Source organism: uncultured Sphingomonas sp., from assembly GCF_934560975.1.
In the GTDB taxonomy this organism is placed as follows: Bacteria; Pseudomonadota; Alphaproteobacteria; order Sphingomonadales; family Sphingomonadaceae; genus Sphingomonas_I.
Map to the genome: position 1 here is coordinate 171,303 of NZ_CAKTFO010000003.1, position 23,648 is coordinate 194,950.

A 23,648-nucleotide genomic window follows, 5' to 3' on the forward strand; every position below is an offset into this window, starting at 1 on the left:
CATCAGCGGGACGCGCCGGGGGCAGGGGCGGGCGTCTGCTGTCCGGGTTGGGGATCTTCCTTGATGCTCTTGTAGCTGCTCAGGTTCATGCCGAGGAAGGTCACAACCCACAGCACCGCCCCGATCACGGCAATGACGATCGCGATGCGCACGGCGCGGCGGTTGCTGCCTGGCGGCGGTTGTGTGTTGCTCATGATCCCGAAACGCGGCGACGGGAGGTTGGATGCGTCGCTGCGCAGCCGAAAGGTGAAGCGGGGGCACTATCCCGTGATAAGGCGACAAACCCGCGCACGGGCGATGCGTTGATCTCCCACCGCAGGAGAGAGAAGCGTGAACGAACCCAACCCACCCATGCCTGAACAGCAGCAGGACGTGCCCGGCACCACGGATGCCATGACCCCGCGCCCGGACCATGGCGAAGACAGCTATCGCGGTTCCGGCAAGCTGGTGGGCAAGCGCGCCATCATCACCGGCGGCGACAGCGGCATCGGCCGAGCGGTCGCGATCGCCTATGCGCGCGAGGGCGCGGACATCCTGATCGCCTATCTGAACGAGGATGAGGACGCGCAGGAAACCGGGCGGCTGATCGAGCAGGCCGGGCGTCGCGCGATACTGGTGCCCGGCGACATCAGCCGGGCCGACCATTGCCGCGCGATCGTGGAGCGCGCCGTGGCGGAGCTTGGCGGGATCGACATCCTCGTCAACAACGCCGCGCACCAGAAGACGTTCGAGGCGCTGACCGACATTCCCGACGAAGAGTGGGAGTATACGTTCGCGACCAATATCCACGCCATGTTCTATCTCGCCAAGGCCGCGGTACCGCACATGGGGGAGGGTGCGGTCATCATCAACACGACCTCCGTCAATGCCGACATGCCGAAGCCGACCCTGCTCGCTTATGCGACCACAAAAGGCGCGATCCAGAACTTCACCGGCGGCCTGGCGCAATTGCTGGGAGAGAAGGGGATCCGCGTCAATTGCGTGGCGCCGGGTCCGATCTGGACGCCGCTTATTCCCTCGACCATGCCGCCGGAACAGGTCAAGGAATTCGGCGCATCCACACCGCTCGGGCGACCGGGCCAGCCGAAGGAGCTTGCGCCTGTCTATGTCCTGCTCGCCGATCCGCAGGCAAGCTATGTGTCGGGGGCGACGGTGGCGGTTACGGGCGGAACGCCGGTCATCTGACCGGGTGGCCTGATGGCGCTGCCCGACATCGCGACGCGGGTCTACGATCATAGCTGGCGGCTCGATCCGATCGTGCGCAGCCTGCTGGATACCGACTTCTACAAGCTGCTGATGCTGCAGATGATCTGGCGCCTGCATCCGCGGGTGCGGACCGAGTTCACGCTGCTCAACCGCAGCCGCCACGTCCGCCTGGCCGAAGAGGTCGACGTGGCGGAATTGCGGGAGCAGCTGGACCACGCCCGCACGATCCGCTTCGCCAAGAAGGAGCTGATCTGGCTGGCGGGCAACAGCTTCTACGGGCGCGAGCGGATGTTCGCGCCCGATTTCCTGGCATGGCTAAGCGAGTTCCAGCTGCCGGACTATGATCTGTCGATTGAGGACGGCCAGTTCCGGCTGCGTTTCGACGCGCCGTGGACCGATGCGTCGATGTGGGAAATACCCGCGCTCACCATCATCAACGAACTGCGCTCGCGCTCCGCCCTCCGGATGCGCGGCCGCTTCGCGCTGGACGTGCTGTATGCGCGCGCCAAGGCTAGGTTGTGGGCCAAGGTGGAGCGATTGCGCGCCTTGCCCGATCTGGCCCTGTCCGACTTCGGCACGCGGCGGCGGCACAGTTTCCTGTGGCAGAGATGGTGCGTGGAGGCGTTGAAGGAAGGCTTGGGATCACGCCTGATCGGGACGTCCAACGTGCTGATGGCTATGGACCACGATCTGGAGGCGATCGGCACCAACGCCCACGAACTGCCGATGGTCTATGCCGCGCTGGCGCGGGATGATGCCGAACTGGCCACGGCGCCCTATCGCGTACTGCGGGACTGGCAGGATCATTATGGCGGCAATTTGCTGGTCGCGCTGCCCGATGCGTTCGGCACGGAGGCGTTCCTGCGCGACGCGCCCGACTGGGTCGCGGACTGGACCGGATTTCGCCCGGACAGTGCGCCGCCGATCGAGGCGGGCGAGCGGATCATGACGTGGTGGCGCGACCATGGACGCGACCCCCGGACCAAGCTGCTGATCTTTTCCGACGCGATGGACGTTGACGGGATCGAGCGGGTACATCGCCATTTTGCCGGTCGCGTCCGCACCAGCTTCGGCTGGGGGACGAACCTGACCAACGACTTTCGCGGCTGCGATCTGGCCGGTTCGGCGCAGCTGGAGCCGCTGTCGCTGGTGGTCAAGGTAGCGTCGGCGGAGGGGCGACCCGCCGTCAAGCTGTCCGACAATCCCGACAAGGCGACCGGCGATCCGCGCGAGATTGCCCGCTATGTGCGCGTTTTCGGTGAAGCGGGTCGGGAACGCCAGGCCGTGCGTGTCTGATCGGCGGATCAGAGCAGCCGGCCGGCCGCCGCTTGCTCGAACTCCACGGCGTCGTGGGCGCAGACGATCTTGATCTCGTGGCGCTGCTCGATCGACAATCGCCGCAGCCGCTCCTGATTGTCCATCCGCAGGCCGCGATCGACCTCCATCATCGTCTGGTAGCCGCGCAGGCCCGGCGTGCAGCGCCGGCGCGCCTCCCGCATCTCGCCGCGATAGAAATATGCATCGCCGGCATGGAGCAGCCAGCCGCCGGGCTTGCCGATCGCGACCCCGGCATGGCCCCATGTATGGCCGGGCAGGGGCACCAGCAGGATTTCCGGTGGCAACCCTTCAAGACCCCGAACCGCATCAAAGCCGAACCAGCTTTCTCCTGACGCCCCATAACGCCGCCACTCGCCAACTTCGTTGAACTGCGCGGGACGGTAGCGATTGCGCGGCACGAAGCCGGTACGCGGACCGGTCGCCGCCGTCCATTCCGCATCCATCAGGTGAATGGTCGCCTCAGGAAAATCCTCAAGCCCACCGGCATGGTCGAAATCCAGGTGGGTCAGCACGATGTGGCGCACATCCCGCGCCGTATGGCCCAGCGCCTCGATCTGGCGGATCGCCGTATCCCGTTCGCGCAGGTGGATATTGAGCAGCGTCCGCATGGTGCGCGTGATGCGGGGGTGCGGACGGCGATGGGGATGATCGACGTCCTTCAATCCATAGCCCGTATCCACCAGCACCAGCCCATGCGCGTCGGTTTCGATCAGCAGGCAGTGGCAGACCAGGCGGCCGGTCAGCCCGACACTGCGCCCGTCGAACAAGGCGCCGCCCAACGGGCAATCCGTGCCGCAATTCAGATGGTGGACGCGCATCATTCCTCCTGGACCCGGACAGCTCAATCCTGAAGGGCAATCCGTGTTCCTGCGAACAAGGCCGATCGACAAAACAATGCTGCAAAATAACATGGATTAACAGGTCAGGTTGTCTGGATGGCGTTATCGTAATCTCAACGGAATTTCTAGGTTTGGGAAAGTTGAAGTGGTCTGCGCTACGGCAGGGCCAAGCGGAATACCTCCAAATGTCAGACGGATACTTGGTGGCGCAGTCAGAAATCCCGGCGGCGGCGCACGTTGCGGAAGGCATCGGTGATGGTGGCTTTCCCGGACACAATCCTGGCAGCTGTCGTTTGAACCGCGGTCAGTGGAGCGGTGATCCCGTTGCCGCCTCCATATGCTCCGCCCCGATCACGGCATCGATCGAGAAGACCAGCCCGGCGGGATCATAGGCGATCGCCTTCCTGCTGCCGAAATAGGAGCTTAGCGAGCGTTCGATCATGAACGATCCGAAGCCCTGCCGTGTGGGCGGACTGACCGGCGGGCCGCCGATCTCGCGCCATATCAGGTTGAAGCGCGACCGGTCGCCATCGCCATCCGCCGCCAGCGTCCAGTGAAGCTCCACATGCCCGCGGTCCACCGACAGCGCGCCATATTTGGTGGCATTGGTCATCAACTCGTGCAGCGCCAGCGCCACTGCGAGCGAGATTTGCGGGTTGAAGGATACGGGCGGTCCGCTGATGTGGATGCGCCCGGCCAGTTCCGGCTCGCTGCCCAGGGCTGCCTCGGCAAGCTTGTGCAGGTCGGCCGAGCGCCAGTCGGCGGCGGTCAGCATGTCGGTCGCCCGGCCGAATGCGGCCAGCCGCGTGTTCAGGGCCTCGTTCGCCGCCTTGACGTCGAGCGAGCGGCGCAGGGTCTGGCCCGCAATCGCCTGCACGATGGTCAGCTGGTTCTTCAGCCGGTGCCCCAGCTCGCGGTTCACCAGCCGCAATTGTTCCTGATGGTCGAGCAGGCGGCCGTTGGCGGTTGCAAGCTCCATCCTCAGCCGCTGCGACCGGCGAAAGGCCCCGCGCAACTCCGCAGCGGTCAGGGCGACGCCGGTCATCACGCCGGTGTAGAGCAGGGTAGCGATCCACTGCATGCCGGTCAGCCACCAGGCGTTGTCGGCGCTCGCCAGCGTCGCGCCCGCCATGATCCCGGACAGCCACGTGGCGTAGAGGCCGGTCTTCCTGCCCATGGTGAGCGCGATCAGCAGCACCACCGGAATGAACAGCAGATAGGGCAGCAGGTTGGTGATCAGCAGCATGCGCAACAATGCCGTGGTCACCACCAGCATCGTCGCCAGCGCATAGCGGCTGGGTGCAGGCAGCGGGTGGTCGAGCGACCAGGCGAGAAGCCGGTCCAGCGTGGGAGAAGCCTGACTGTCCATCACTCTCCCGAGACCAACGCCGCCCCTCCATGGTCCGTGTCGCCACGCCTAAACGATCGATATGGAGAAAGCTATAATGTTCTGGCTGTGTTCGCCATTCCTTGTGGATGCTTCGCGGGACTGTCCCGGCGCGTACCTGCCTATGATAGCGGCTGGAGCAGGATGGTGCGGGGAGTGCGGGGCAAGAGCAGTGTGTAGCCGCCGCGCTCCTGCCGCGCGCCTGCGATTGCCAGCGGGCGCGCGTCGGGCGTGGTTGCTTCCACGAAGAGTCGCGCGGCGGGGGTATGCGCGTCGGCCGGGTCAAAGGTGAGCGCGATGCGGCCGGTCGCGGGGGTGTAGCTGGCGCGTGCGATCTTGCCCGCCTCCAGCGTGATCCACTGTCCGGCAGGGGCGACGAACAGGCGCGACCGTGCGCCGTCCCTGGGTATGAGGATGACGGTGCCGCCGGCAAGCGATATGTCCGCGCCGAAGCCCAGCCAGCCAAACGTCGGATCCTTCACCAGATAGGATCCGGCGGTCAGGGCATGGCCGTAGAAGCCCATGCCATAGTCGCCGCTATACGGGTCCCACCGCATCATGTCGGGCCAGGCATGGAAGGCGGCGGACGAAAAGCCCTGCTGATCGATGTTGGTGATCCCGCCCATCATCCCGCCGTAGGCGACACGCAACAGGTGCAGGTCCGCCGGATTGCGGCGATAGGCGTCGAACAACGGAACGGCGTTCAGGGTGGAGCCGTAATGGTGGATCTGCCGCTCCACCCGCGCATATTTGCCGCCATACAGGAAATCCCAATAGCGGCGGGCATTGCCGTTATAACCCCAACTCGGAATGGCGGGATCATAGCCCAGGATCACCTCCCGCGTGAGGTCCGCCTGCAGTCCGAAGCCGAAATGGCGCATCCACGCATAGACTTCGGGCTGGCCGGTCGAATCCCACGGCATTTCCGACCCGAACGGAAACTGGAGCGTCCGCCAATGGTCGGCGCGCTTGCGCATCAGCCGTTCCATCTCGGTCGCTTCGGCGGTCAGACCCTCGCGCTGCAGGTCCTTCAGGATGTCGACGAACACGTCGCCCTCCATCAGACCGAAGTCGGCATAATAAGGCGCGTCGCGCATCATCGCCGTGACGGTCATAAAGGCACGGTCGAGATACCAGCGCCAGTCGTGGCGCGTGACCAGCCCCGGATGGTTGCGCGCCGTGCGATACAGCACCCAATGCCCGATCGCGACATGGGGATAGTTGTAGGCGCGTCCGGGATCGCCCGCCGCCTTCGCGCTCCAGGCGGTCCACGATGCCCATCTGTCAGCCGGAAAGGCGGCATAGGCGTTCGGAAACCTGGCCGGATCATAGTAGAACAGGCTCTTGCGGACCGCGCCGGCCTGCGGGCCGTCCGGCACCTGCAGCCGGCGGACGACGGTTTCGGTCACCAGCCGTTCGATCCGCGCGACCTCGGCCGGAGCGGGATTGTCGAGCTGCTTCATGGTAGCGGCGACCCAGCTGCCGCCGCCGCCCTCGTCGCTCATGCCCGCGATCCAGACGCGCGGCTCCACATCGACGATGCGGTCGGCTTGCCTGTCAAAGGTGAGAATGGCGGGGGATCGGCCGAAGGGATCGCCCTTGCCCTCATACCATTGGCGGGTGGTGGCGAAATGGCCGAGATCGGCCATGGTTCGGTCCAACGGCTTCGTCATGTAGTAGCTGACCGTCTGCCGCGCGCCATCGGCATAGCCCAAGGTCAGGCGCGCGGGCCCGAAGCCATGGCTGCGCACCGTCAGCCGCGTCCAGCCGTTCACCGTCCCGGCCCGCGCCACGGTGAGCGCGCCCGCCGGATGGCTCTCGATCGAACGAAGCCCGCTCGGCGCGTGCACGAACAGGGTGGCCTGCTGGTCGGTCGGTACGACATAGCCGGGTATGCCGACCGCGACCGGCCGCCGGTTGGCGACCAGAGTCGTCTCGATCGCGCGGATCGAGGGGGCCAGGGTCAGCCGCACGCCGATCTCCATCGTCTTGCCGGGGGCGATGGTGACGGACGTGGGCGCATTCCACTGCTCGCCCACATCCTTCCACTCGCGCGCGGCATAAGCGGCGGAACGTACCGTCCACTCGTAAAACCCTTCGGACGTCTGGCCGCGCGGGCTGCGGTCGGTGAAGATGCCCCGATCCTTGTCCTGCTCCGGGTTCTTGAGCGGCTTGTACGCCTCCAGCGGCGTGCCCTTCCGCGGCAGGACGAGCAAGACTGGGCCCCCGCCGTTCAGGCGGGTGACCTGAAGGTAGCCGGCATCGCGGCCGATATAGGGGTCGGTGAAGCTGCTCTCGGCATGGGCCTGTTCCAGGCTGCGGCCGGTCAGGATATTGTCGAACACCATCGGCATGCCGAGCCCACCGATCTCGACCGGTTGCGCCGAGCCGTTGGTCAGGCGGAAGCGCAATGCCACCGCGCCATGGTCATCGACCCAGCGCCGCTCCACCCGCAACGGCAGGCCATCGCCCAGGGTGGCTGTGATGTCGGCCGCCGCGATGGTCTTGCCGCCGCCGGGTAGCGGCCGGATCGGCCTGCGCGCATGGGCAGAGGCGAAGTCCCGCCATGCTCCGCCGGGCATCCGCAGGCGAAGGTTCAGGTCACCGACATGGTTGTAACCGTTGCCGGCGCGCTCCGCCTCCTTCCATGTCGGGACAAAGCTGAACCCTGCCTCGTCAGCCGGTGACAGCCGGGCCAAGGTCTGCGTGTCGGCCCGCAAGGAGAGCCTGAACGCCCCGGCCATATGGTCCGTGGTCGCGATCGGCGCGTATGTCGGCGCCGCCTGCGGCTGCGTCCGCGAGGCCGGTTCCGCCCCGGACAGGCTGGTTCCGGCAAGCAGCAGCAAAGTGGCCAACAGGCGGACAGGCGGCATGGGGCTCTCACGCAAGAGGATGTGAGGAGCAGCCGGCCGTGCGGCGCACCATGAAGATGGAGGTCCACATGGTGCAGACCCGCATGCGCCCGCCGTCCCTCGATCAGGCTCTAACCGGACGCACGCACCCCAACAACGATATTATACGATATACCGGTCAACAGCGCCTCAGTTGTGGCTGATCCGGTTGCGGATCAGATCATCGACAACATTCGGGTCGGCGAGCGTGGAGGTGTCTCCCAAATTGGAAACGTCGCCTTCCGCGACCTTGCGCAGTATCCGGCGCATGATCTTGCCCGAGCGGGTCTTGGGCAGACCCGGCGCGAATTGCAGCGCGTCGGGGGTGGCGATCGGCCCGATCTCCATCCGCACCCATTGGGTCAATTCCTTGCGCAGCGCGTCGCTCGGTTCCTCGCCCGCATTCAGCGTGACATAGGCGTAGATGCCCTGGCCCTTGATCTCGTGCGGCATGCCGACCACCGCCGCTTCCGCTACCCTGGCGTGCAGCACCAGCGCGCTTTCGACCTCCGCCGTGCCGAGGCGATGGCCGGACACGTTGATGACGTCGTCCACCCGGCCGGTGATCCACCAATAGCCGTCCGCGTCTCGCCGCGCGCCGTCGCCGGTCGTGTAGACGCCCGGGAAGTGCGAGAAATAGGTCTGGAAGAAGCGATCCGCGTCGCCCCATACGCCGCGCATCAAGCCCGGCCAGGATCGCGCGATCACCAGATTGCCGGCCGCCGCCCCTTCCAGCACCTGCCCCTCATTGTCCAGCAGGCGGGGCTCGACGCCGAAGAAGGGCTTGGCTGCCGATCCGGGCTTCAGCGGGGTGGCGCCGGGCAGGGGGGTGATCATGTGGCCGCCCGTTTCGGTCTGCCACCAGGTGTCCACCACCGGGCAGCGGCCTTCGCCTGCTACGTCATGATACCAGCGCCACGCCTCGGGATTGATCGGCTCCCCGACCGTGCCCAGGATGCGGAGCGAGGCGCGGCTGGTGCGCGCGACGGGCGCGTTGCCGTCCTTCATCAGCGCACGCAGCGCTGTCGGCGCGGTGTAGAGGATCTCCACCTTGTGGCGATCGACCACCTGCCAGATGCGGCTGGCATCGGGCCAGTTCGGCACGCCTTCAAACATCAGGGTCGTGGCTCCGTTCGCCAGCGGTCCATAGATGATATAGCTGTGCCCGGTGACCCAGCCGATATCGGCGGCACACCAATAGGTCTGGCCGGGGCGGTAGTCGAACACCGCCTCGTGAGTCAGGCTGGCCCACAGCAGATAGCCGCCCGACGTGTGCATCACGCCCTTGGGCTTGCCGGTCGATCCGCTGGTATAGAGGATGAACAGCGGGTCCTCGGCGTTCATCGGCTCGGCCGGGCAGTCGGCCGACGCATCCGCCATCGCCGCGTCCCACCACAGGTCGCGGCCGTCCTGCATTGCGACATCGGACCCGGTCGCGCGAACAACGATCGTCCGCTCGATCCGGCAATGCGCCGCCGCCGCATCCACATTGGCCTTCAGCGGGATGGTCTTGCCGCCGCGCCGCCCGGCATCGGCGGTGATGACCACGGTCGAGCCGCAATCCTCGATCCGCCCTGCCAGCGCCTCGGGCGAGAAGCCGCCGAACACGACCGAATGGATCGCGCCGATCCGCGCACATGCCAGCAGCGCCACCGCCGCTTCGGGGATCATCGGCATGTAGAGGGTGACCCGGTCCCCCTTGGTGACGCCATTGGCCTTCAGCACGTTGGCGAAGCGGCACACGGCGGCATGGAGTTCGCGATAGCTGATATGCTTCGGCGCTTCGTCGGGCTGATCGGGCTCCCAGATGATGGCGGTCTGGTCGCCCCGTTCGGCCAGATGGCGGTCGAGGCAGTTGGCGGCGACGTTGAGCGTCCCGTCGGCGAACCAGCGGACGCCGAAATCCTCACGGTCGAACCTGCTTTCGTCCGCCTTGGTGGGAAAGCTTGCCCAGTCCAGCCGCTTGGCCTGGTCGAGCCAGAAGCCGGTCGGGTCGGCAAGCGAGCGGGCATACATCTCCTGATATCGCCCGCTGTCGATCCGGGCATGGGCCGCCAGCTGTGCCGGCACCGGATAGATCGTCTCGTCGCTCATCCTGCTCCTCTCGGGCGGATCAATCCGCCTCGCTTCGCTTCGCATAGGCCTTCGCGATAAACGCACCCGCCATCAACTGCATCTGGTGGAATAGCATGATCGGCAACAGGATCACGCCGCCTTGTGGGCCCGGAAACAATACCTTTGCCATAGGTACGCCCTGCACCAGGCTCTTCTTGGTGCCGCAGAACAGGATGGTGATCCGATCCTCGCGGCTGAAACCGAACAGGCGGCCGAGAGCCCATGTCGCGCCCAGCCCAAAGGCGAGCAATATCGCATCCACCGCGAACAGCACGGCCAGGCTGGACAGGGGCAATTGCCGCCACAATCCCTCGATCACGGCGGCGGAAAAGGCGCCGTAGACCGCGATCAGGATGGTCGACCGGTCGGTCAGGCCCACCAGCTGGCGGTGCCGGTCGACCCAGCCGCCGATCACGGGCCGCAACAGGTGCCCGGCCACGAACGGGATGAAGATCTGCGCCGCCACCTTGCCGATGCCCGTCAGCCCGCCCGTGCCGCCATGGGTGTTGGCGAGCAGCCCCATCAGGAACGGCGTCGCGACGATGCCCAGCATCTGGCTGGCCGACGCACTCGCGATCGCCGCCGGCACGTTTCCCCGCGCCATGGACACGAAGGCGATGGAGGATTGCACGGTGGACGGCAGCGCGCACAGGAACAGCACGCCGATCCACAAGGGCTGGGGCATCAGGCTCGGCGCGGCATGGGACGCGGCCAGCCCAATCAGCGGAAACATCACGAATGTGCTGGCGAGAATAGCGATGTGGAGCCGCCAGTGGGTCAACCCCGCCAGCACCTGGTCGCGCGCCAGCTTCGCGCCGTGGAAGAAGAACAGCAGCACGATGGTTGCGGTGGAGAGCCAGCCGACCAGCACGGCAAATGCCCCCTGCGCCGGCAGGAAGGTGGCCAGCAGCACGGCACCGATCAGGAACAGCAGGAACGGGTCCGGGATTAGACGACGCAACATGCGACGAGCTTTGACGATCATGCGCGCCGGAAAGCAATGCCTTATGCCGCGGATGACGGGCGGCCCGTCGCCTGCTAGGCGCCTGAGCCATCATGGCATCACCCGAAATACCCCCGCGCCGTACCTTCGCGATCATCTCCCACCCGGACGCCGGCAAGACCACGCTGACCGAGAAGCTGCTGCTGTTCGGCGGCGCCATCCATACGGCGGGTGAGGTGCGCGCGCGCGGGCAGGCGCGGCGCGCGCGGTCGGACTGGATGAAGATCGAGCAGCAGCGCGGTATCTCCGTCACCTCGTCCGTGATGACGTTCGAGCGGGACGGCATCGTCTTCAACCTGCTCGACACGCCGGGCCACGAGGACTTTTCGGAGGACACCTATCGCACCATCACCGCCGTCGATTCGGCGGTGATGGTGATCGACGCGGCGCGCGGCATCGAGGCGCAGACCCGCAAGCTGTTCGAGGTGTGCCGCCTGCGCAACGTGCCGATCATCACCTTCGTCAACAAGGTCGATCGCGAGGGCCGCGCGCCCTACGAGATCCTGGACGAGGTGGCGGACGCGCTGGCGCTTGACGTCTGCCCGATGAGCTGGCCGGTCGGCATGGGCGGCACGTTCGAGGGCATTTACGACCTCGCCAAGAACGTCCTCCATCGCCCGGCGCAGGATGCGACCGGTGCGTTCGAGGGCGACAGCGTTCCGGTCGGTGGACTGGACGATCCCGATCTGGACGGCCTGCTGTCGGCCGGTGCCGTGTCGCTGCTGCGCGAGGAGGCGGAGCTGGCGCAGGCAGGCTATGCCGACATGGACGTCGCCGCTTATCGGGCAGGCGACCTGACGCCGGTCTATTTCGGTTCGGCGCTGAAGGATTTCGGGGTCGAGCAGCTGATCAACGCGCTCGAGTCCTTCGCGCCGAGCCCGCGTCCGCAACCGGCAGAGCCGCGCACGATCGAGCCCGAGGAGGCCCAGGTCGCCGGCTTCGTGTTCAAGGTGCAGGCGAACATGAATCCGCAGCATCGCGACCGCGTCGCTTTCATGCGGCTGTGCGCGGGCAGGTTCCGGCGCGGCATGAAGCTGGCGCAGGTCGGCACCGGCAAGACCATCGCCGTCCACTCGCCCCTGCTGTTCCTGGCGCGCGACCGCGAACTGGCGGAGGAGGCCTTCCCGGGCGATATCATCGGCATCCCCAACCATGGCACGCTACGCGTGGGCGACACGCTGACCGAGGGGGAGGAGATACGCTTCACCGGCATCCCGAACTTCGCCCCGGAAATCCTGCGCCGCGTGCGGCTGGCGGATCCGACCAAGACCAAACAGCTCCGCAACGCCCTCAACGACATGGCGGAGGAAGGGGTGATGCAGGTGTTCCATCCGCAGATCGGCTCCAACTGGATTGTGGGCGTGGTGGGACAGCTGCAGCTGGACGTGCTGATCAGCCGTCTGCAGGCCGAATATAAGGTGGATGCGGGATTCGAGGCGTCGCCGTGGGACACGGCCCGCTGGATCAGCGCGGACGATGCCAAGACGCTCGACGGCTTCATCGGCCAGCATCGCGCCGCCATGGCGGAGGATCGCGATGGCGAACCCGTCTTCATGGCCAAGGATGCGTGGGAGCTGAATTACGTGCTGGGACGCTTCCCCGCCATCCGTTTCCACGCCACCAAGGAGCGCCGCTGATCCCGAACCCTCGCCTTCGCAGACTGGAGGCGGGGGTTCAGCGGTTGAGCACCTTCCGGAACGGTGCATCCGTGCCGTCCACATCCTCCGCGACGGGCAGCCCGATCAGGTCGCGCAGCAGCGGATAGACATCGACATTGTCGAACAGCGGCAGCCGCTTGCCCTGCTTGAACGCGGGTCCGTTGGCGATGAAGGTGGCCCGCATCGATCGCAGCGCATTGTCATAGCCATGGCTGCCCACGTCCACCGCCTTGGGCATGGTCGCGAACACCAGCCAGCCTTCGTCGGGCAGGCAGAAGATCGCCGCGACCCGCGGGTTGTGTCCGAAGTGGAACCGCGCGGGCAGCGCGTCGTGTTTCCAGCATGTCACATGATCGTGCCGGCCGACCAGAGCACGCTCCAACGCCGCCTCATGGCCTGGCCGCGGATAGAGCGAGACATTCGCCCCGTCCTCGATCACGCGATAGTCGGCCGGGTTCGCCAGCGTGTCGAGCATCACCACGCGGTCGGGACCGGAGGGGGCCATGCCATGGTCGGACACGATCACCAGATTGGCGGCAATGCCGCTCCGCGCCAGCTCGGCCGTGAGGTAACCGACGTTGCCGTCCACCTCCCGGATGGCGGCGATGCCCTCCGCGCTGCCGATGCCATGATGGTGCGTGTTTTCGTCCACCACGTCGAAGTAGAGCGTGGCGAAGCCCGGTCGCGCGGCAAGCGGGCGACGCAACCATGCGAGCAGTTGATCGACCCGCATGCGGCCCGGCTCGGCCTTGTCATAGGGCAGCCAGTCATGCGGCCGGACGTTGCCCAGCGCCACCTCCGACCCCGGCCAGAACAGGGTGGCGGTGGGAATGCCGGCGCGTTCTGCCGTGATCCAGATGGGCTCGCTCTGCTGCCACCAATAGGCATCCTTCGTGGCCATGGTGAACAGCTCACCCGGCCGTGCGGGATCCTCCATCTTGTTGCCGACGATGCCGTTGCGGTCGGGACGCAAGCCGGTGACCAGCGCATAATGGTTGGGGAAGGTCTTGGTGGGGAAGGACGGACGCATCGCCGCCGACACGCCCGTATCCGCCAGCCGATCGAGGGTCGGGGTCAGGCCCTTGTGCAGGTAATCGGGCCGGAAGCCGTCGATCGATACCAGGATCGTGAGCGGCGGCGGGCCGGCCAGCACGGCGACGTGCGGCCGGGGTGCCGCACAGGCGGAGAGCAAAGCGAGCAGCGACAGAATCAGCCAGCGCATGGCCTGCCGCTGCTCCCTGGATGTGACGATAAGGCGACGGTCGCGGTCAGACGTTGAAGCGGAACAGCATCACGTCGCCGTCGTGGACGACATAATCCTTGCCTTCGGAGCGAAGCTTGCCCGCTTCCCGCGCGCCGGCTTCGCCCTTGCAGGCGGAATAATCCTCGAACGCGATCGTCTCGGCCCGGATGAAGCCGCGCTCGAAATCCGAATGGATCGCGCCCGCCGCCTGTGGCGCGCGGGAGCCCTTCTCCACGGTCCAGGCGCGTGCCTCCTTGGGGCCCACGGTGAAGAAGGTCAGCAGGTGGAGCAGGTCGTATCCAGCGCGGATCACGCGGGCGAGGCCGGTTTCCTCCAGGCCCAGGTCGGACAGGAACTCGGCCCGGTCATCGGCCGCCAGCGTGACGATCTCCGCCTCGATCGCGGCGGACACGACCACGGCCTTGGCGCCCTCGCTCGCCGCCTTGTCGAACACCTTGGCGGACAGGGCATTGCCATCGGCCGCCGCGCCCTCGTCAACGTTGCAGACGTAGAGCACGGGCTTGGCGGTGATCAGCTGCGCCTGGTCGAACTGGCGCCGCTCATCCTCATCCTTGGGCTGAGTCAGGCGCGCGGGCTTGCCGTCGCGCAGCAGGTCGAGCGCCTCGCCGAGCACGGAGGCGGCCGCCTTGGCTTCCTTGTCGCCCTGCGCCGCCTTCTTGACGAGGTTGGGAACGCGCTTCTCCAGGCTTTCCAGGTCGGCCAGCATCAGCTCGGTCTCGACCGTATCGGCATCGGCGATCGGGTCGACCTTGCCCTCGACGTGCGTCACCTCGCCCTCGAAGCAGCGCAGCACGTGGATGATCGCGTCTGTCTCGCGAATGTTGGCGAGGAACTGGTTGCCCAGGCCTTCGCCTTTGGACGCGCCGCGCACCAGGCCGGCAATGTCCACGAAGGATAGCTGCGTCTCGATCTTCTTGGCGGAGCCGGCAATCTCGGCCAGCTCGTCCAGACGCGGGTCGGGCACGGCGACCTGGCCCACGTTGGGCTCGATCGTGCAGAAGGGATAATTCGCCGCCTGCGCCGCCGCCGTTTCGGTCAACGCGTTGAAGAGGGTCGACTTGCCGACGTTCGGCAGGCCGACGATGCCGCACTTGAAGCCCATGGTTCGTCCGGATTGCTGAGAATGCGGGCGCCATAGAGGGTGTGAGGCGTCAAGGCCAGCCTTGTGCGACTGCCTTAGCGATAGTTGAAGCTGATGCTGATCCGTGCATCCTTGGCATCGCTAGCCATCACCTCGTGCCGCAACCAACTCTCCCACAGGAAGATCGACCCCTCCTGCGGCTCGGCGTAGATGAAGGGCTGGAGGTCGGGCGCGGCGTCGGGCAGGCGGCCCGGCGCGGCCATCAGCATCGGCAGGCGCGGATCCTCCAGTTTCAGCGCGCCCGATCCCGGCGGCACCGCGACATAGAGCGTGCCGGACACGACGCTATGCGGGTGGATGTGGCCGGAATGGGTGCCGGCGCGCTTCATGACGTTGACCCACAGATTGTCGAGCTTCAGCGGGCGGGCGAGATCGAAGCCGCACTCCTTGGCGAAAGCCGCAACGTGGCGGTTCAGCGTCTTGACCAGATCACCCATCACCGGATCGCGTCGCGGCAGGTCGTCCAGCGAGGCATAGGAGGTGTAACCGCGATAGCCGTGCGCCTTGGACCATTGCTGGCCCGCGCGATCATCCTCCGCCAGCGTGCGGCAGCTATGCTCCAATTCCTCCAGCAAGGCGGCATTGCCGAGCTGGCCTTCGTAGAAGCGGGTGGCGAACAGGCTGCGTGTGGTCATGCCCGGCGCTTAGGACGGCCGCGCGCACCGCGCCAGATGGACCTTCGCGCCGCACCGGGGGTTTTGTGGTGACGGCAAGCGAGGAGGCCGAGATGACCAGCGACGATGCCATGGCGCCTGGCGACGAAGCCGCGCCCGGCACCCCGGGAACAGGGGAGAATATTTGCCCGCGATGCAACGGTACGGGACAGATCGAGGGTGGAGCCTGCCCGGAATGCGAAGGCTCCGGTACGATCATCCAGGGGATTGGCGGCGGCTGACCGCTCAATCCTTCAGCCGCAGGGCCACTTCGTTCATGAAGCGCACGTCGTCGCCTGTCGCCAGCAGCGGCGCTTCGGCCGCGACCGCGCCCAGCATGTCGGACAGGTCGTCCATCTCGGCCCTGGCATAATTGCCGAGGACATGGCCGGTCACCCGGTCTTTATGGCCGGGATGGCCGATGCCCAGCCGGATGCGGCGATAGGCTTGGCCCAGATGCTGATCGATCGACCGGAGTCCGTTATGCCCGGCCGCTCCGCCGCCGGTCTTCACCTTCACCCGGAAGGGTTCGAGGTCGAGTTCGTCGTGGAAGGCGGTCAGCGCGCCCGGATCCGCCTTGTAGAAGCGCAAGGCCTCGCCGACGGAGCGGCCGCTCTCGTTCATGAAGGTGGCGGGCTTCAGCAGCAGGATGCGGGTGGTGCCGATCCGCCCGGTGCTGGCCCAGCCCTGGAACTGCTTCTTCCATGGGTCGAAGCGGTGCACTTCCGCGATCGCATCGACCGCCATGAAGCCGACATTGTGGCGGTTCAGCGCATATTGCGCGCCCGGATTGCCCAGGCCGACCCAGATAAGCATGGATGATCGTCAATCGCTGTCGCCCTTGCGCTGTGGTCGCTGCATGTCTCCGGCAAGCGGTTGCCCGCCTGCCGGAAAGATCATGCGCCGCCTGCGCAAGGGAGACGATGCCCTTAGGCCGCCGGGGTCTCGCCCTCTGCCGCCTCGGCCCCGCCTTCGCTCGACTTGAGCGCGGAGGGTGCGACGATGGTGGCGATGGTCACGTCTTCCTCGTCCGCGGCGCGGGCGCCGGCGGGCAGGGTGACCTGGCTGAGGTGGATGCTGGTGCCGACTTCGAGGCCATTCAGCGAGATGGTGATCTCGCTCGGGATCTCGGCCGCGTCCACGACCAGGCCCAGATTGTGCACGACGACGTTCAGCACGCCGCCACGCTTCAGGCCGGGCGACAGCTCTTCATCGGTGAACACGACCGGCACGTCGACATGCACGGAGGTGTGCTCGCCGATGCGCAGGAAGTCGACGTGGAGCGGACGGTCGGAAACCGGATGGAACTGAACGTCCTTCGGCAGGGTGCGCACGGCTTCGCCCACGCCCTCGATCATGATGACCGAGTTCATGAAGTGGCCGGTGTTCAGCGCCTTCATCAGCGCCTTTTCCTCCAGCGTGATCGAGAGGGCTTCCTGCTTGTTGCCGTAAACGACGGCGGGGACGCGGCCTTCGCGACGCAGTGCACGGGAGGCTCCCTTGCCTGCCCGATCGCGCGTCTCAGCCGACAGGGTGAGCGTGTCGCTCATAAATCTGTCTCCAGTTCGCTTGAGTTGATGCCCGCCGCCTCCAGGGATGTCCGGCGGGAGCGGCGCGCATAGCGGAAAGCGCACCCCCCGGCAACTATTGCACGCGGACGGCCTTCAGGCCTCGGGCCGCAAGCATGTGCTGGACCGAGTCCGGGCCGACCAGGTGCCCCGCGCCCACCGCCATGAACACCGTGCCCGGCTGTTGCAGCCGCTTCGCCAGCGCATCGGCCCACGCCTGGTCACGGCGGCGGATCAGCAAGTCGCGCAAGGCGGGCGTGAACTCCGGATCGTCGGAAAAGGCGCGCTCGATCGCCTTGGCGTCACCGCTGGTCCACGCGGCGACCAGGTCGCGGAAGTCGGTGCGCGTCTTGGCGGGATCGTCCAGCGTCGCCACCAGGAACGCGCGCTGCGCGGCATCGGGCAGGGCGTCGAAGTAGCCGAGCTGCTGCGCCGCGGTTTCCAGGCCCTGCACCGGCTTGCCGGCACCGCGGAACTGGCGGGTAAGCTGGGGTTCGATGCCCGCGCCGGCGCTGACCTCGTCGCCCATGTCGCGGAGCGCCGCGCCGGTCAGGACGAAGGCGGCGGCCCAGCTCTTCATGCCGTCAAGCATGTCCGGTTGGAAGCCGCTGGCCTTGACCAAGGCGCCCAGCCGGGCCCGCTTGGCGGCGGGAACGCGATCGACCAGCTTGGGCAGGCGTTCGTCGCGGCCCATCGTCATCAACAGGCGGCCGACCTCCGCCGGGTTCTGGTCCAGCACCGCCTCCAGCAGCAGCGTCTCCGACCCGGAGACAGCGCGATCGAGGGCCGGATCGCGCCAGCGATGGCCTTCCGGCAGGACGTGGATAGTGCCGAACAGCCAGATGGTCGTGTCCGCATCCGCCAGCTTCCACAAGGCTGGGCGGGCGAAGGCCGGCGTGGCGGACAGAAAGGCGAGTGCGAGCAGCAGGCGGCGAAGCATGGCGCGGCTCTATCCCTCCCGCCGCGATCGAGTCGAGCGTTTACGAACGCTTGGCGAAGCGGCCGCTTTGCGCGATGAGGCGATGGACGGCGTTGGTGGTGCCACCGCCATGGAGAGGACAAGAACATGAAGTATCTGGCATTGCTGTCGGCCGTGGCGCTGGTCGCGATCACCGCGCCGACGGCCGCGGCGCCCACCGATCCGCAGGCATGGAAGAACCGCAAGCTGTCGGCCGATGCCCGCGCCAACCTGCTGGTCAAGGCGATGACGCTCGACGAGAAGCTGGTGTTGGTGACCGGTTATTTCGGGGTGCAGAACGACTGGAACCTGTTCCGCTTCCCGGAAGCGCGCCGTCAGTCCGCCGGCTTCGTCCCCGGCGTGCCCCGCCTGGGCTTCACCCCGCAGTGGCAGACCGACGCCGGCAGCGGCGTGGCCACGCAAGGCGTGGCACCGGCCGATCTTGAGCGCACCGCCTTGCCGGCTGGTATCCTCACGGCCTCTACCTGGAACCCGCAACTGGCGCAGCAGGCCGGCGCGATGATCGGCTCGGAGGCGCGTAATTCCGGCTTCAACGAGATGCTGGCCGGCGGCGTGAACCTGCTGCGCGAGCCGGGCAACGGGCGTAACTTCGAATATGGCGGGGAGGATCCGCTGCTGGCCGGCATGATGGTGGGCTCCTTCATCCGCGGCATCCAGTCGAACATGATCGTATCGACGATCAAGCATTATGCGCTCAACGATCAGGAAACCGGGCGCAACACGGTCAACGTCCTGATCGACGAGCCGGCCGCGCGCATGTCCGACCTGCTCGCTTTCCAGATCGCGATCGAACAGGGCAACCCGGGTTCGGTGATGTGCAGCTACAACCTCGTTAACGGGGTCCATGCCTGCCAGAATGGCTGGCTGAACAACACCGTGCTGAAGGGTGACTGGGGCTATGACGGCTTTGTCATGTCCGACTGGGGCGCGCAGCATGACGCGGTGCGCGACGCTCTGGGTGGGCTGGACCAGGAAACGGGCGTGGCCAAGCAGGACAGCTATGTCTGGCGCGAGAAATTGAAGGCGGCCGTCCAGTCGGGCCAGGTGCCGGCGGCGGTGCTGGACGACAAGGCGCGGCGGATCGCCAGCGCGCTGATCCGCGTGGGCGCGGTCGACAATCCGGTGAAGATCAGCTGGATCGACTTCGCGGCGAACGAGCGCGTGGCGCAGGCCGATGCCGAAGAGGGCATCGTGCTGCTGAAGAATGACGGCAACATCCTGCCGCTGGCGCAGACCGCACGCACCATCGCCATCGTCGGCGGCCATGCCGATGCCGGCGTGCTGACCGGCGGCGGATCGGCGCAGGTCTATCCGCGCGGCGGCACGGCCGTGAAGGGCGAGGGGCCGAAGAGCTGGCCTGGCCCGATCGTCTACGGCAAATCCTCGCCTAGCGCCGCGCTGGCGGCCGAGCGGCCCGGCGCCAGGGTGCTGTTCGATCCGGGCACCAGCCCCGCCGCTGCGGCGGCTTTGGCCAAGACGGCCGACGTGGCGATCGTGTTCGTCACGCAGTGGACGGCCGAGAGCCTGGATTTCCCCATGGCGCTGCCCGACAATCAGGACGCCGTGGTGGAGGCCGTGGCCCGCGCCAATCCCCGCACCATCGTCGTGCTGGAAACGGGCGGACCGGTGCTGATGCCGTGGGCCGACCGGGTGAGCGGCATCGTCGAGGCGTGGTATCCCGGCACGCGCGGCGGCCAGGCGATCGCCCGCGTCCTGTCGGGTGCGGTGAACCCGTCGGGCAAGCTGCCCGCCACCTTCGGCCGCGCCGCGGAGGATTATCCCCGCGCCACCATTGCCGGCAAGGGCCTGCCCGAAAAGCAGGTGTTCGACGTCAGCTATACCGAGGGTGCGGCGGTCGGCTACAAATGGTTCGAGAAGACCAACAAGGCGCCGCTGTTTCCGTTCGGCCACGGCCTGAGCTACACCAGCTTCGTGCAGGACCAGCTGACCGCCCGGCAGAGCAGGGGCGTCATTTCCGCCACCTTCCGCGTCCGCAACAGCGGCCAACGCGCGGGCAAGCATGTGGCGCAGGTCTACGTGGCGCCGGTGGCCGGGGGGTGGGAAGCACCGAAGCGGCTGGGCGCGTTCCAGAAAGTGTCGCTGGCACCCGGCGGATCGGAAACGGTCAGCGTCACGATCGATCCGCGCCTGCTGTCGACCTGGGACCAGCAGAAGCACGCCTTCCGCGTCGCCGGCGGCAGCTATCGGGTGATCCTGGCCAAGGATGCGATGGATCCGGGGCAGAGCGTCACGGTAAAGGTGCCGGCGCGCTACCTGTCGGCCGGGCGCGGTCGCAAGAAGTAAGCGGAACGGGGCTGCGCTCCTGCGGAAGCAGGGGCGCAGCAACCCGGACGCAATCGGATGGTGCGCCGCTGCTTGCGCAGGAGCGGGGGCAGGGCGGTTACGGGATCAGGAGCGCGCCGGATCCAGGCCGCCGGCGGGCGTCTGCGTTCGCGCGGGATAGAGCTGGTCGAGATAGCGGCCGAGCAGGTCGTAATGCGCCTTCACGGCTGCAGGGGGCGAAGCGCGCTGGGCGCAATCCAGCTCGTCCTCGGCCCGGCGTTCCAGATAATCGCGTTCTATCATGTCTGTCATGTTGATCGTCATAAGCTAACCGCTTTGCCGGCTTGTGTCAGTGCCGCTACAAACTGAGTTAGTGGCGGGCGCGCGCGGCCCGCTGGCCGGAGATGCTGGCCAGCAGGGTATCCAGCTGGGCGCTGTTGAAACCGGACGCCAGGAACCGCTTAATCTCCGACACGGGCAGGGTGTAGCCCTTGTGCCAGGCATGGACCGCCACCCGGCGAAGTGCTTCCAGTTGCGGATCGGCCAGCATTGACTGGCGGCCGAGCCCGAACAGGCTGCCGAATGCGCGGGAGATCGCGCCCGGCGCGGTCAGGCTGGACAGCCGATCGCGACGCGCAAGCGCAATAACACTCCATTCCAACGCGGAAAAACCCGAAGCCTCGCTGGGCGCCAGGGCCCAATCAGCGGCCACCGGCTGGGCCGATCCGGCTGCAAAGGCGGATGCGTGGTCGAGATAGGCCATGATTTCCCTTTCTTGCTTCGCAGCGATCACCGTCGGTACGCGACGCAGTTGCGCCTTTCGCCCAAGGGGTGCACCCGTGGATCATGACGGCGCGCTATCCGCGCAGCCTTGATCGCCCTGACATGCTTGACACCCGCTGGACGAACCATCGGTCCGCTTCGATACCGGGCGGTATATATTCAGGAGGTTTGCAGCGTCAACGCTTTTCTGTACCGTGCGGTAATTAACCGGTTCAGCGCCCCGGCCAGGTGCGCATCGCCATGTCGACCAGGCTCTCCAGTTCCCCTGCGGAGGCGCCGGCGCGGGCCTGCAAGGTCAATCCCTGAACCACCGCTGTCATGTAGCGGGCAAGCGCGTCGGGGTCGATGTCGGTCGGCAGGTCGCCTTCTTCCTTGGCGCGTTCCAGCCGAACGATCAGCGCCGCGCGCGAACTCTGCTGGCGCTCGATCACCCATTGCCGGATCGAGTCCGCTTCCTGGCTGCCCGCAACCGAACTCATCACCCCCAGGCAACCCTTTGGATCGCAGCTGCTGGTTTGCATCGCCAGCACGCCCCTCAACAGCCGTTCCGCCACTTGCCGCGACGTGGGCTCCGCCAGGGCAGCGTCCATGAACGCCATCTTCTCGTTCTCATACAGGTCGAGCGCCTTGCGGAAGAGCGCTTCCTTGTTGCCGAACGCCGCGTACAGGCTGGGCTTGGTGATGCCCATCGCCGCCGTCAGCTCCGTCATCGACGCGCCGTCATAGCCGCGTTGCCAGAACACGCGCAGGGCCTGACCCAGCGCCTGATCCACATCGAATTCGCGCGGACGGCCTTTCTGGCCGCAACAAAGGGAACGCACTTCCATACCAGACGGTATATAGGGCATTTCTGGCGAGGGTCCAGTGTAACCTCTTGGAACTGCTGCGATCGGCCGGGCCGGGCGAACGACGCCGCTGGCGCGCGCGCGGCCCAGGAGCCGCACGGCTCGCGTCCCGGCAGCCAGCTCAGGCGCAATCGGAGCGGAAGGTCGCAAGCCTATAGAGATACAACAGAAAAGCCGCGATCAGCACAACCGTGCCCGCTACCTCCAGAATGCGGTCGATGCCGTCGAAGCTACGACCGAGATAATAGCCGGCGGTCGCCAAGATGCCGACCCATGCCCCCGCGCCGAGTGCCGACAGCAGCAGGAAGCGGCCGAACGCGACCCCGAACAGCCCGGCCGGGATGGAAATCAGCGTGCGCAGCCCGGGCACGAGACGGGCAAGCGGCACCGCCCCATGACCATGACGCCGGAACCAGTCTTCCAGCCGGTCGATCTCGGCCGGGTTCATGGTGATCCAGCGGCCATGGCGTGCGACCCAGCGTTTCAGGCGCGCCTCGCTGGCCCAGCGGGCGACGCCATACCACAAGGTCGCACCCATGAGCGTTCCCGTCAGCCCCGCCGCAATCACCCCCGGCAAAGCGAGCTTGCCCTCCGCCGACACCAATCCCGCCATCGGCATGATGACCTCCGAGGGAATAGGCGGGAACAGGTTCTCCAGGAACATGAGCGCGGCGATGCCGGCCAGGCCGGCCGTTTCGATGAAGGTGCTGATCCAGTCGGTCATGCGTCGGGCCGATCCTGTCCGATGGCGGTTGACCGACACAACGCACCAGCCGCCACACGGTCTAACCGCGTCCGCGTTGCGATCGGGTCGGGCGCACCAGCCGATCGATGAAGTTGCGGATCTCGACCGATCGCAGCTCCGCATCCGTGACCTGATCGTCCAGTCCCAGGCGCCATTTCAAGTCGCGGCGCCCGGGCGCGTCGTGCAACGCTTCCACCAGGGCGGCCTGCCCTTCGACCGCATCCGCATCCTCCGCCAGCTTATGCTCGACCAGATCGTCGGATTGCCGCCGCAGCGCCGCCGCCACCTCATACAGGCTGATCTCGGGATGGTATTGGACGCCCCAGAAGATGCCCGCTCCATATCGTATCTCCGCCGCCTGCACCTCCGTCAGGCGGTTGGACGCGAGCAGGGTCGCACCGGGCGGCAATGCCTCTACCTCGTCGGTGTGGATGGCCGGGGCATCGAAGGCGAGCGGCCGCCCGGCCAGCAGCGGATGCCGCCGACCCGCCTCCGTCGGAAAGATGCGGCGTGCGAAGCCGGCTTCGCGCCGGTCCTGCATCGACCGCACGCTGCCCCCGGCGGCTACCGTCGCCACCTGCAAGCCCGCGCAGGAGCCGAAGGCGGGGGTGCCGGACTCGAACACGGCCCGCATCATCTCCACGACCCGGCGGCATTCCGGTTTGTCCTCATACAGGTGAAGCGGCGAGCCGGTCAGGAAGACGCCGTCATACCCGGCCAGCTCCGCCGATGGAGGATGTTCGCGCGCATGGTCCGTCGGCGTGATCCGAACGCATTCCGCGCCCGGCGCTACATGGGCGAGCAGCGCTTCATATGTTTCGCCCGAACTCCGGCCGACGCTGTGGCGGCGTTTGTCCCGGGCGGCGGGGGGTTCGCATTCCGCGATCAGGAATTGGAGGGGTCTGGTAAGCACGCACACTCTGACACAAGCAACGGAGAGGGGCAGGGCG

22 protein-coding genes are annotated in these 23,648 nt (G+C 66.8%); 5 read left to right on the top strand and 17 right to left on the bottom strand.

The genetic code is table 11. From position 1 onward, the window contains the following. Positions 1-2 precede the first annotated feature (2 nt). A complete protein-coding gene (locus Q0D93_RS03925; RefSeq protein ID WP_294391634.1) occupies positions 3-194 on the bottom strand; it encodes a hypothetical protein in 192 nt (63 codons plus the stop codon). Between the two features lie 157 nt (positions 195-351). Between Q0D93_RS03925 and Q0D93_RS03930 the strand changes: the two genes are divergently transcribed. Both Q0D93_RS03930 and pncB read left to right on the top strand, forming a co-directional pair. Then, positions 352-1,185 (top strand): SDR family oxidoreductase, encoded by an 834-nt coding sequence (locus tag Q0D93_RS03930; protein WP_294391694.1) that lies wholly within the window; start codon positions 352-354, stop codon positions 1,183-1,185. 12 nt (positions 1,186-1,197) lie between these two features. Then, positions 1,198-2,502, top strand: a complete 1,305-nt coding sequence (pncB, locus tag Q0D93_RS03935; RefSeq protein ID WP_294391636.1) for a nicotinate phosphoribosyltransferase — start codon at positions 1,198-1,200, stop codon at positions 2,500-2,502. Positions 2,503-2,510: 8 nt separating this feature from the next. Here pncB and Q0D93_RS03940 read toward each other — a convergent pair whose 3' ends face one another. The 5 genes from Q0D93_RS03940 to Q0D93_RS03960 all read right to left on the bottom strand — a co-directional run bounded on the left by Q0D93_RS03940 (position 2,511) and on the right by Q0D93_RS03960 (position 10,740). After that, positions 2,511-3,362: an MBL fold metallo-hydrolase gene (locus Q0D93_RS03940; RefSeq protein ID WP_294391638.1), complete on the bottom strand. Its 852-nt coding sequence runs from the start codon at positions 3,360-3,362 to the stop codon at positions 2,511-2,513. 325 nt (positions 3,363-3,687) lie between these two features. Further along, complete coding sequence (locus Q0D93_RS03945) at positions 3,688-4,752, bottom strand: sensor histidine kinase (RefSeq protein ID WP_294391639.1); 1,065 nt, start codon at positions 4,750-4,752, stop codon at positions 3,688-3,690. A gap of 140 nt (positions 4,753-4,892) precedes the next feature. Then, positions 4,893-7,643 carry a DUF5695 domain-containing protein gene (locus Q0D93_RS03950; RefSeq protein ID WP_294391641.1) on the bottom strand — a complete coding sequence of 917 codons (2,751 nt, stop codon included), beginning with the start codon at positions 7,641-7,643 and terminating at the stop codon, positions 4,893-4,895. 168 nt (positions 7,644-7,811) lie between these two features. Further along, positions 7,812-9,755 carry an acetate--CoA ligase gene (gene acs, locus Q0D93_RS03955; RefSeq protein WP_294391643.1) on the bottom strand — a complete coding sequence of 648 codons (1,944 nt, stop codon included), beginning with the start codon at positions 9,753-9,755 and terminating at the stop codon, positions 7,812-7,814. Positions 9,756-9,774: 19 nt separating this feature from the next. Beyond that, positions 9,775-10,740, bottom strand: coding sequence for a bile acid:sodium symporter family protein (locus Q0D93_RS03960; RefSeq protein WP_294391645.1), 966 nt, complete (start codon positions 10,738-10,740; stop codon positions 9,775-9,777). Positions 10,741-10,832: 92 nt separating this feature from the next. Between Q0D93_RS03960 and Q0D93_RS03965 the strand changes: the two genes are divergently transcribed. After that, on the top strand, positions 10,833-12,416 hold the full coding sequence (locus Q0D93_RS03965; RefSeq protein WP_294391646.1) for a peptide chain release factor 3: 1,584 nt from the start codon (positions 10,833-10,835) through the stop codon (positions 12,414-12,416). Between the two features lie 37 nt (positions 12,417-12,453). On the opposite strand, the gene Q0D93_RS03970 is transcribed toward Q0D93_RS03965, so the two are convergent. From Q0D93_RS03970 to Q0D93_RS03980, 3 genes are all read right to left on the bottom strand, one after another. Beyond that, on the bottom strand, positions 12,454-13,659 hold the full coding sequence (locus Q0D93_RS03970) for an ectonucleotide pyrophosphatase/phosphodiesterase (RefSeq protein ID WP_294391647.1): 1,206 nt from the start codon (positions 13,657-13,659) through the stop codon (positions 12,454-12,456). Positions 13,660-13,705: 46 nt separating this feature from the next. Next, positions 13,706-14,803 carry a redox-regulated ATPase YchF gene (gene ychF, locus Q0D93_RS03975; RefSeq protein ID WP_294391648.1) on the bottom strand — a complete coding sequence of 366 codons (1,098 nt, stop codon included), beginning with the start codon at positions 14,801-14,803 and terminating at the stop codon, positions 13,706-13,708. Between the two features lie 74 nt (positions 14,804-14,877). Then, the gene (locus Q0D93_RS03980; RefSeq protein ID WP_294391649.1) at positions 14,878-15,477 is read right to left on the bottom strand and encodes a TIGR02466 family protein; all 600 of its coding nucleotides are present in this window, start codon (positions 15,475-15,477) and stop codon (positions 14,878-14,880) included. A gap of 92 nt (positions 15,478-15,569) precedes the next feature. Here Q0D93_RS03980 and Q0D93_RS03985 point away from each other — a divergent pair, with 92 nt between their 5' ends. Beyond that, positions 15,570-15,737 (top strand): hypothetical protein, encoded by a 168-nt coding sequence (locus tag Q0D93_RS03985; RefSeq protein WP_294391650.1) that lies wholly within the window; start codon positions 15,570-15,572, stop codon positions 15,735-15,737. A gap of 4 nt (positions 15,738-15,741) precedes the next feature. On the opposite strand, the gene pth is transcribed toward Q0D93_RS03985, so the two are convergent. From pth to Q0D93_RS04000, 3 genes are all read right to left on the bottom strand, one after another. Further along, complete coding sequence (gene pth / locus Q0D93_RS03990) at positions 15,742-16,311, bottom strand: aminoacyl-tRNA hydrolase (protein WP_294391651.1); 570 nt, start codon at positions 16,309-16,311, stop codon at positions 15,742-15,744. 113 nt (positions 16,312-16,424) lie between these two features. Continuing rightward, a complete protein-coding gene (locus tag Q0D93_RS03995) occupies positions 16,425-17,045 on the bottom strand; it encodes a 50S ribosomal protein L25/general stress protein Ctc (protein ID WP_294391652.1) in 621 nt (206 codons plus the stop codon). A 94-nt stretch (positions 17,046-17,139) separates the two neighbouring features. Then, the gene (locus tag Q0D93_RS04000; RefSeq protein WP_294391653.1) at positions 17,140-18,003 is read right to left on the bottom strand and encodes a TraB/GumN family protein; all 864 of its coding nucleotides are present in this window, start codon (positions 18,001-18,003) and stop codon (positions 17,140-17,142) included. Between the two features lie 126 nt (positions 18,004-18,129). Here Q0D93_RS04000 and Q0D93_RS04005 point away from each other — a divergent pair, with 126 nt between their 5' ends. Beyond that, complete coding sequence (locus Q0D93_RS04005) at positions 18,130-20,346, top strand: glycoside hydrolase family 3 C-terminal domain-containing protein (protein WP_294391654.1); 2,217 nt, start codon at positions 18,130-18,132, stop codon at positions 20,344-20,346. Positions 20,347-20,451: 105 nt separating this feature from the next. Here the strand turns inward: Q0D93_RS04005 and Q0D93_RS04010 are convergent, their stop codons facing one another. The 5 genes from Q0D93_RS04010 to Q0D93_RS04030 all read right to left on the bottom strand — a co-directional run bounded on the left by Q0D93_RS04010 (position 20,452) and on the right by Q0D93_RS04030 (position 23,611). Then, positions 20,452-20,637 carry a hypothetical protein gene (locus tag Q0D93_RS04010; protein ID WP_294391655.1) on the bottom strand — a complete coding sequence of 62 codons (186 nt, stop codon included), beginning with the start codon at positions 20,635-20,637 and terminating at the stop codon, positions 20,452-20,454. Between the two features lie 58 nt (positions 20,638-20,695). Then, positions 20,696-21,088 (bottom strand): hypothetical protein, encoded by a 393-nt coding sequence (locus tag Q0D93_RS04015; RefSeq protein ID WP_294391656.1) that lies wholly within the window; start codon positions 21,086-21,088, stop codon positions 20,696-20,698. A 232-nt stretch (positions 21,089-21,320) separates the two neighbouring features. Continuing rightward, positions 21,321-21,935 carry a TetR/AcrR family transcriptional regulator gene (locus Q0D93_RS04020; protein ID WP_294391657.1) on the bottom strand — a complete coding sequence of 205 codons (615 nt, stop codon included), beginning with the start codon at positions 21,933-21,935 and terminating at the stop codon, positions 21,321-21,323. A 139-nt stretch (positions 21,936-22,074) separates the two neighbouring features. Further along, positions 22,075-22,677: a DedA family protein gene (locus tag Q0D93_RS04025; RefSeq protein ID WP_294391658.1), complete on the bottom strand. Its 603-nt coding sequence runs from the start codon at positions 22,675-22,677 to the stop codon at positions 22,075-22,077. Positions 22,678-22,738: 61 nt separating this feature from the next. Further along, entirely contained in the window at positions 22,739-23,611 is an 873-nt protein-coding gene (locus Q0D93_RS04030; RefSeq protein WP_294391659.1) for a type 1 glutamine amidotransferase, read from the bottom strand. Positions 23,612-23,648 lie beyond the last annotated feature (37 nt).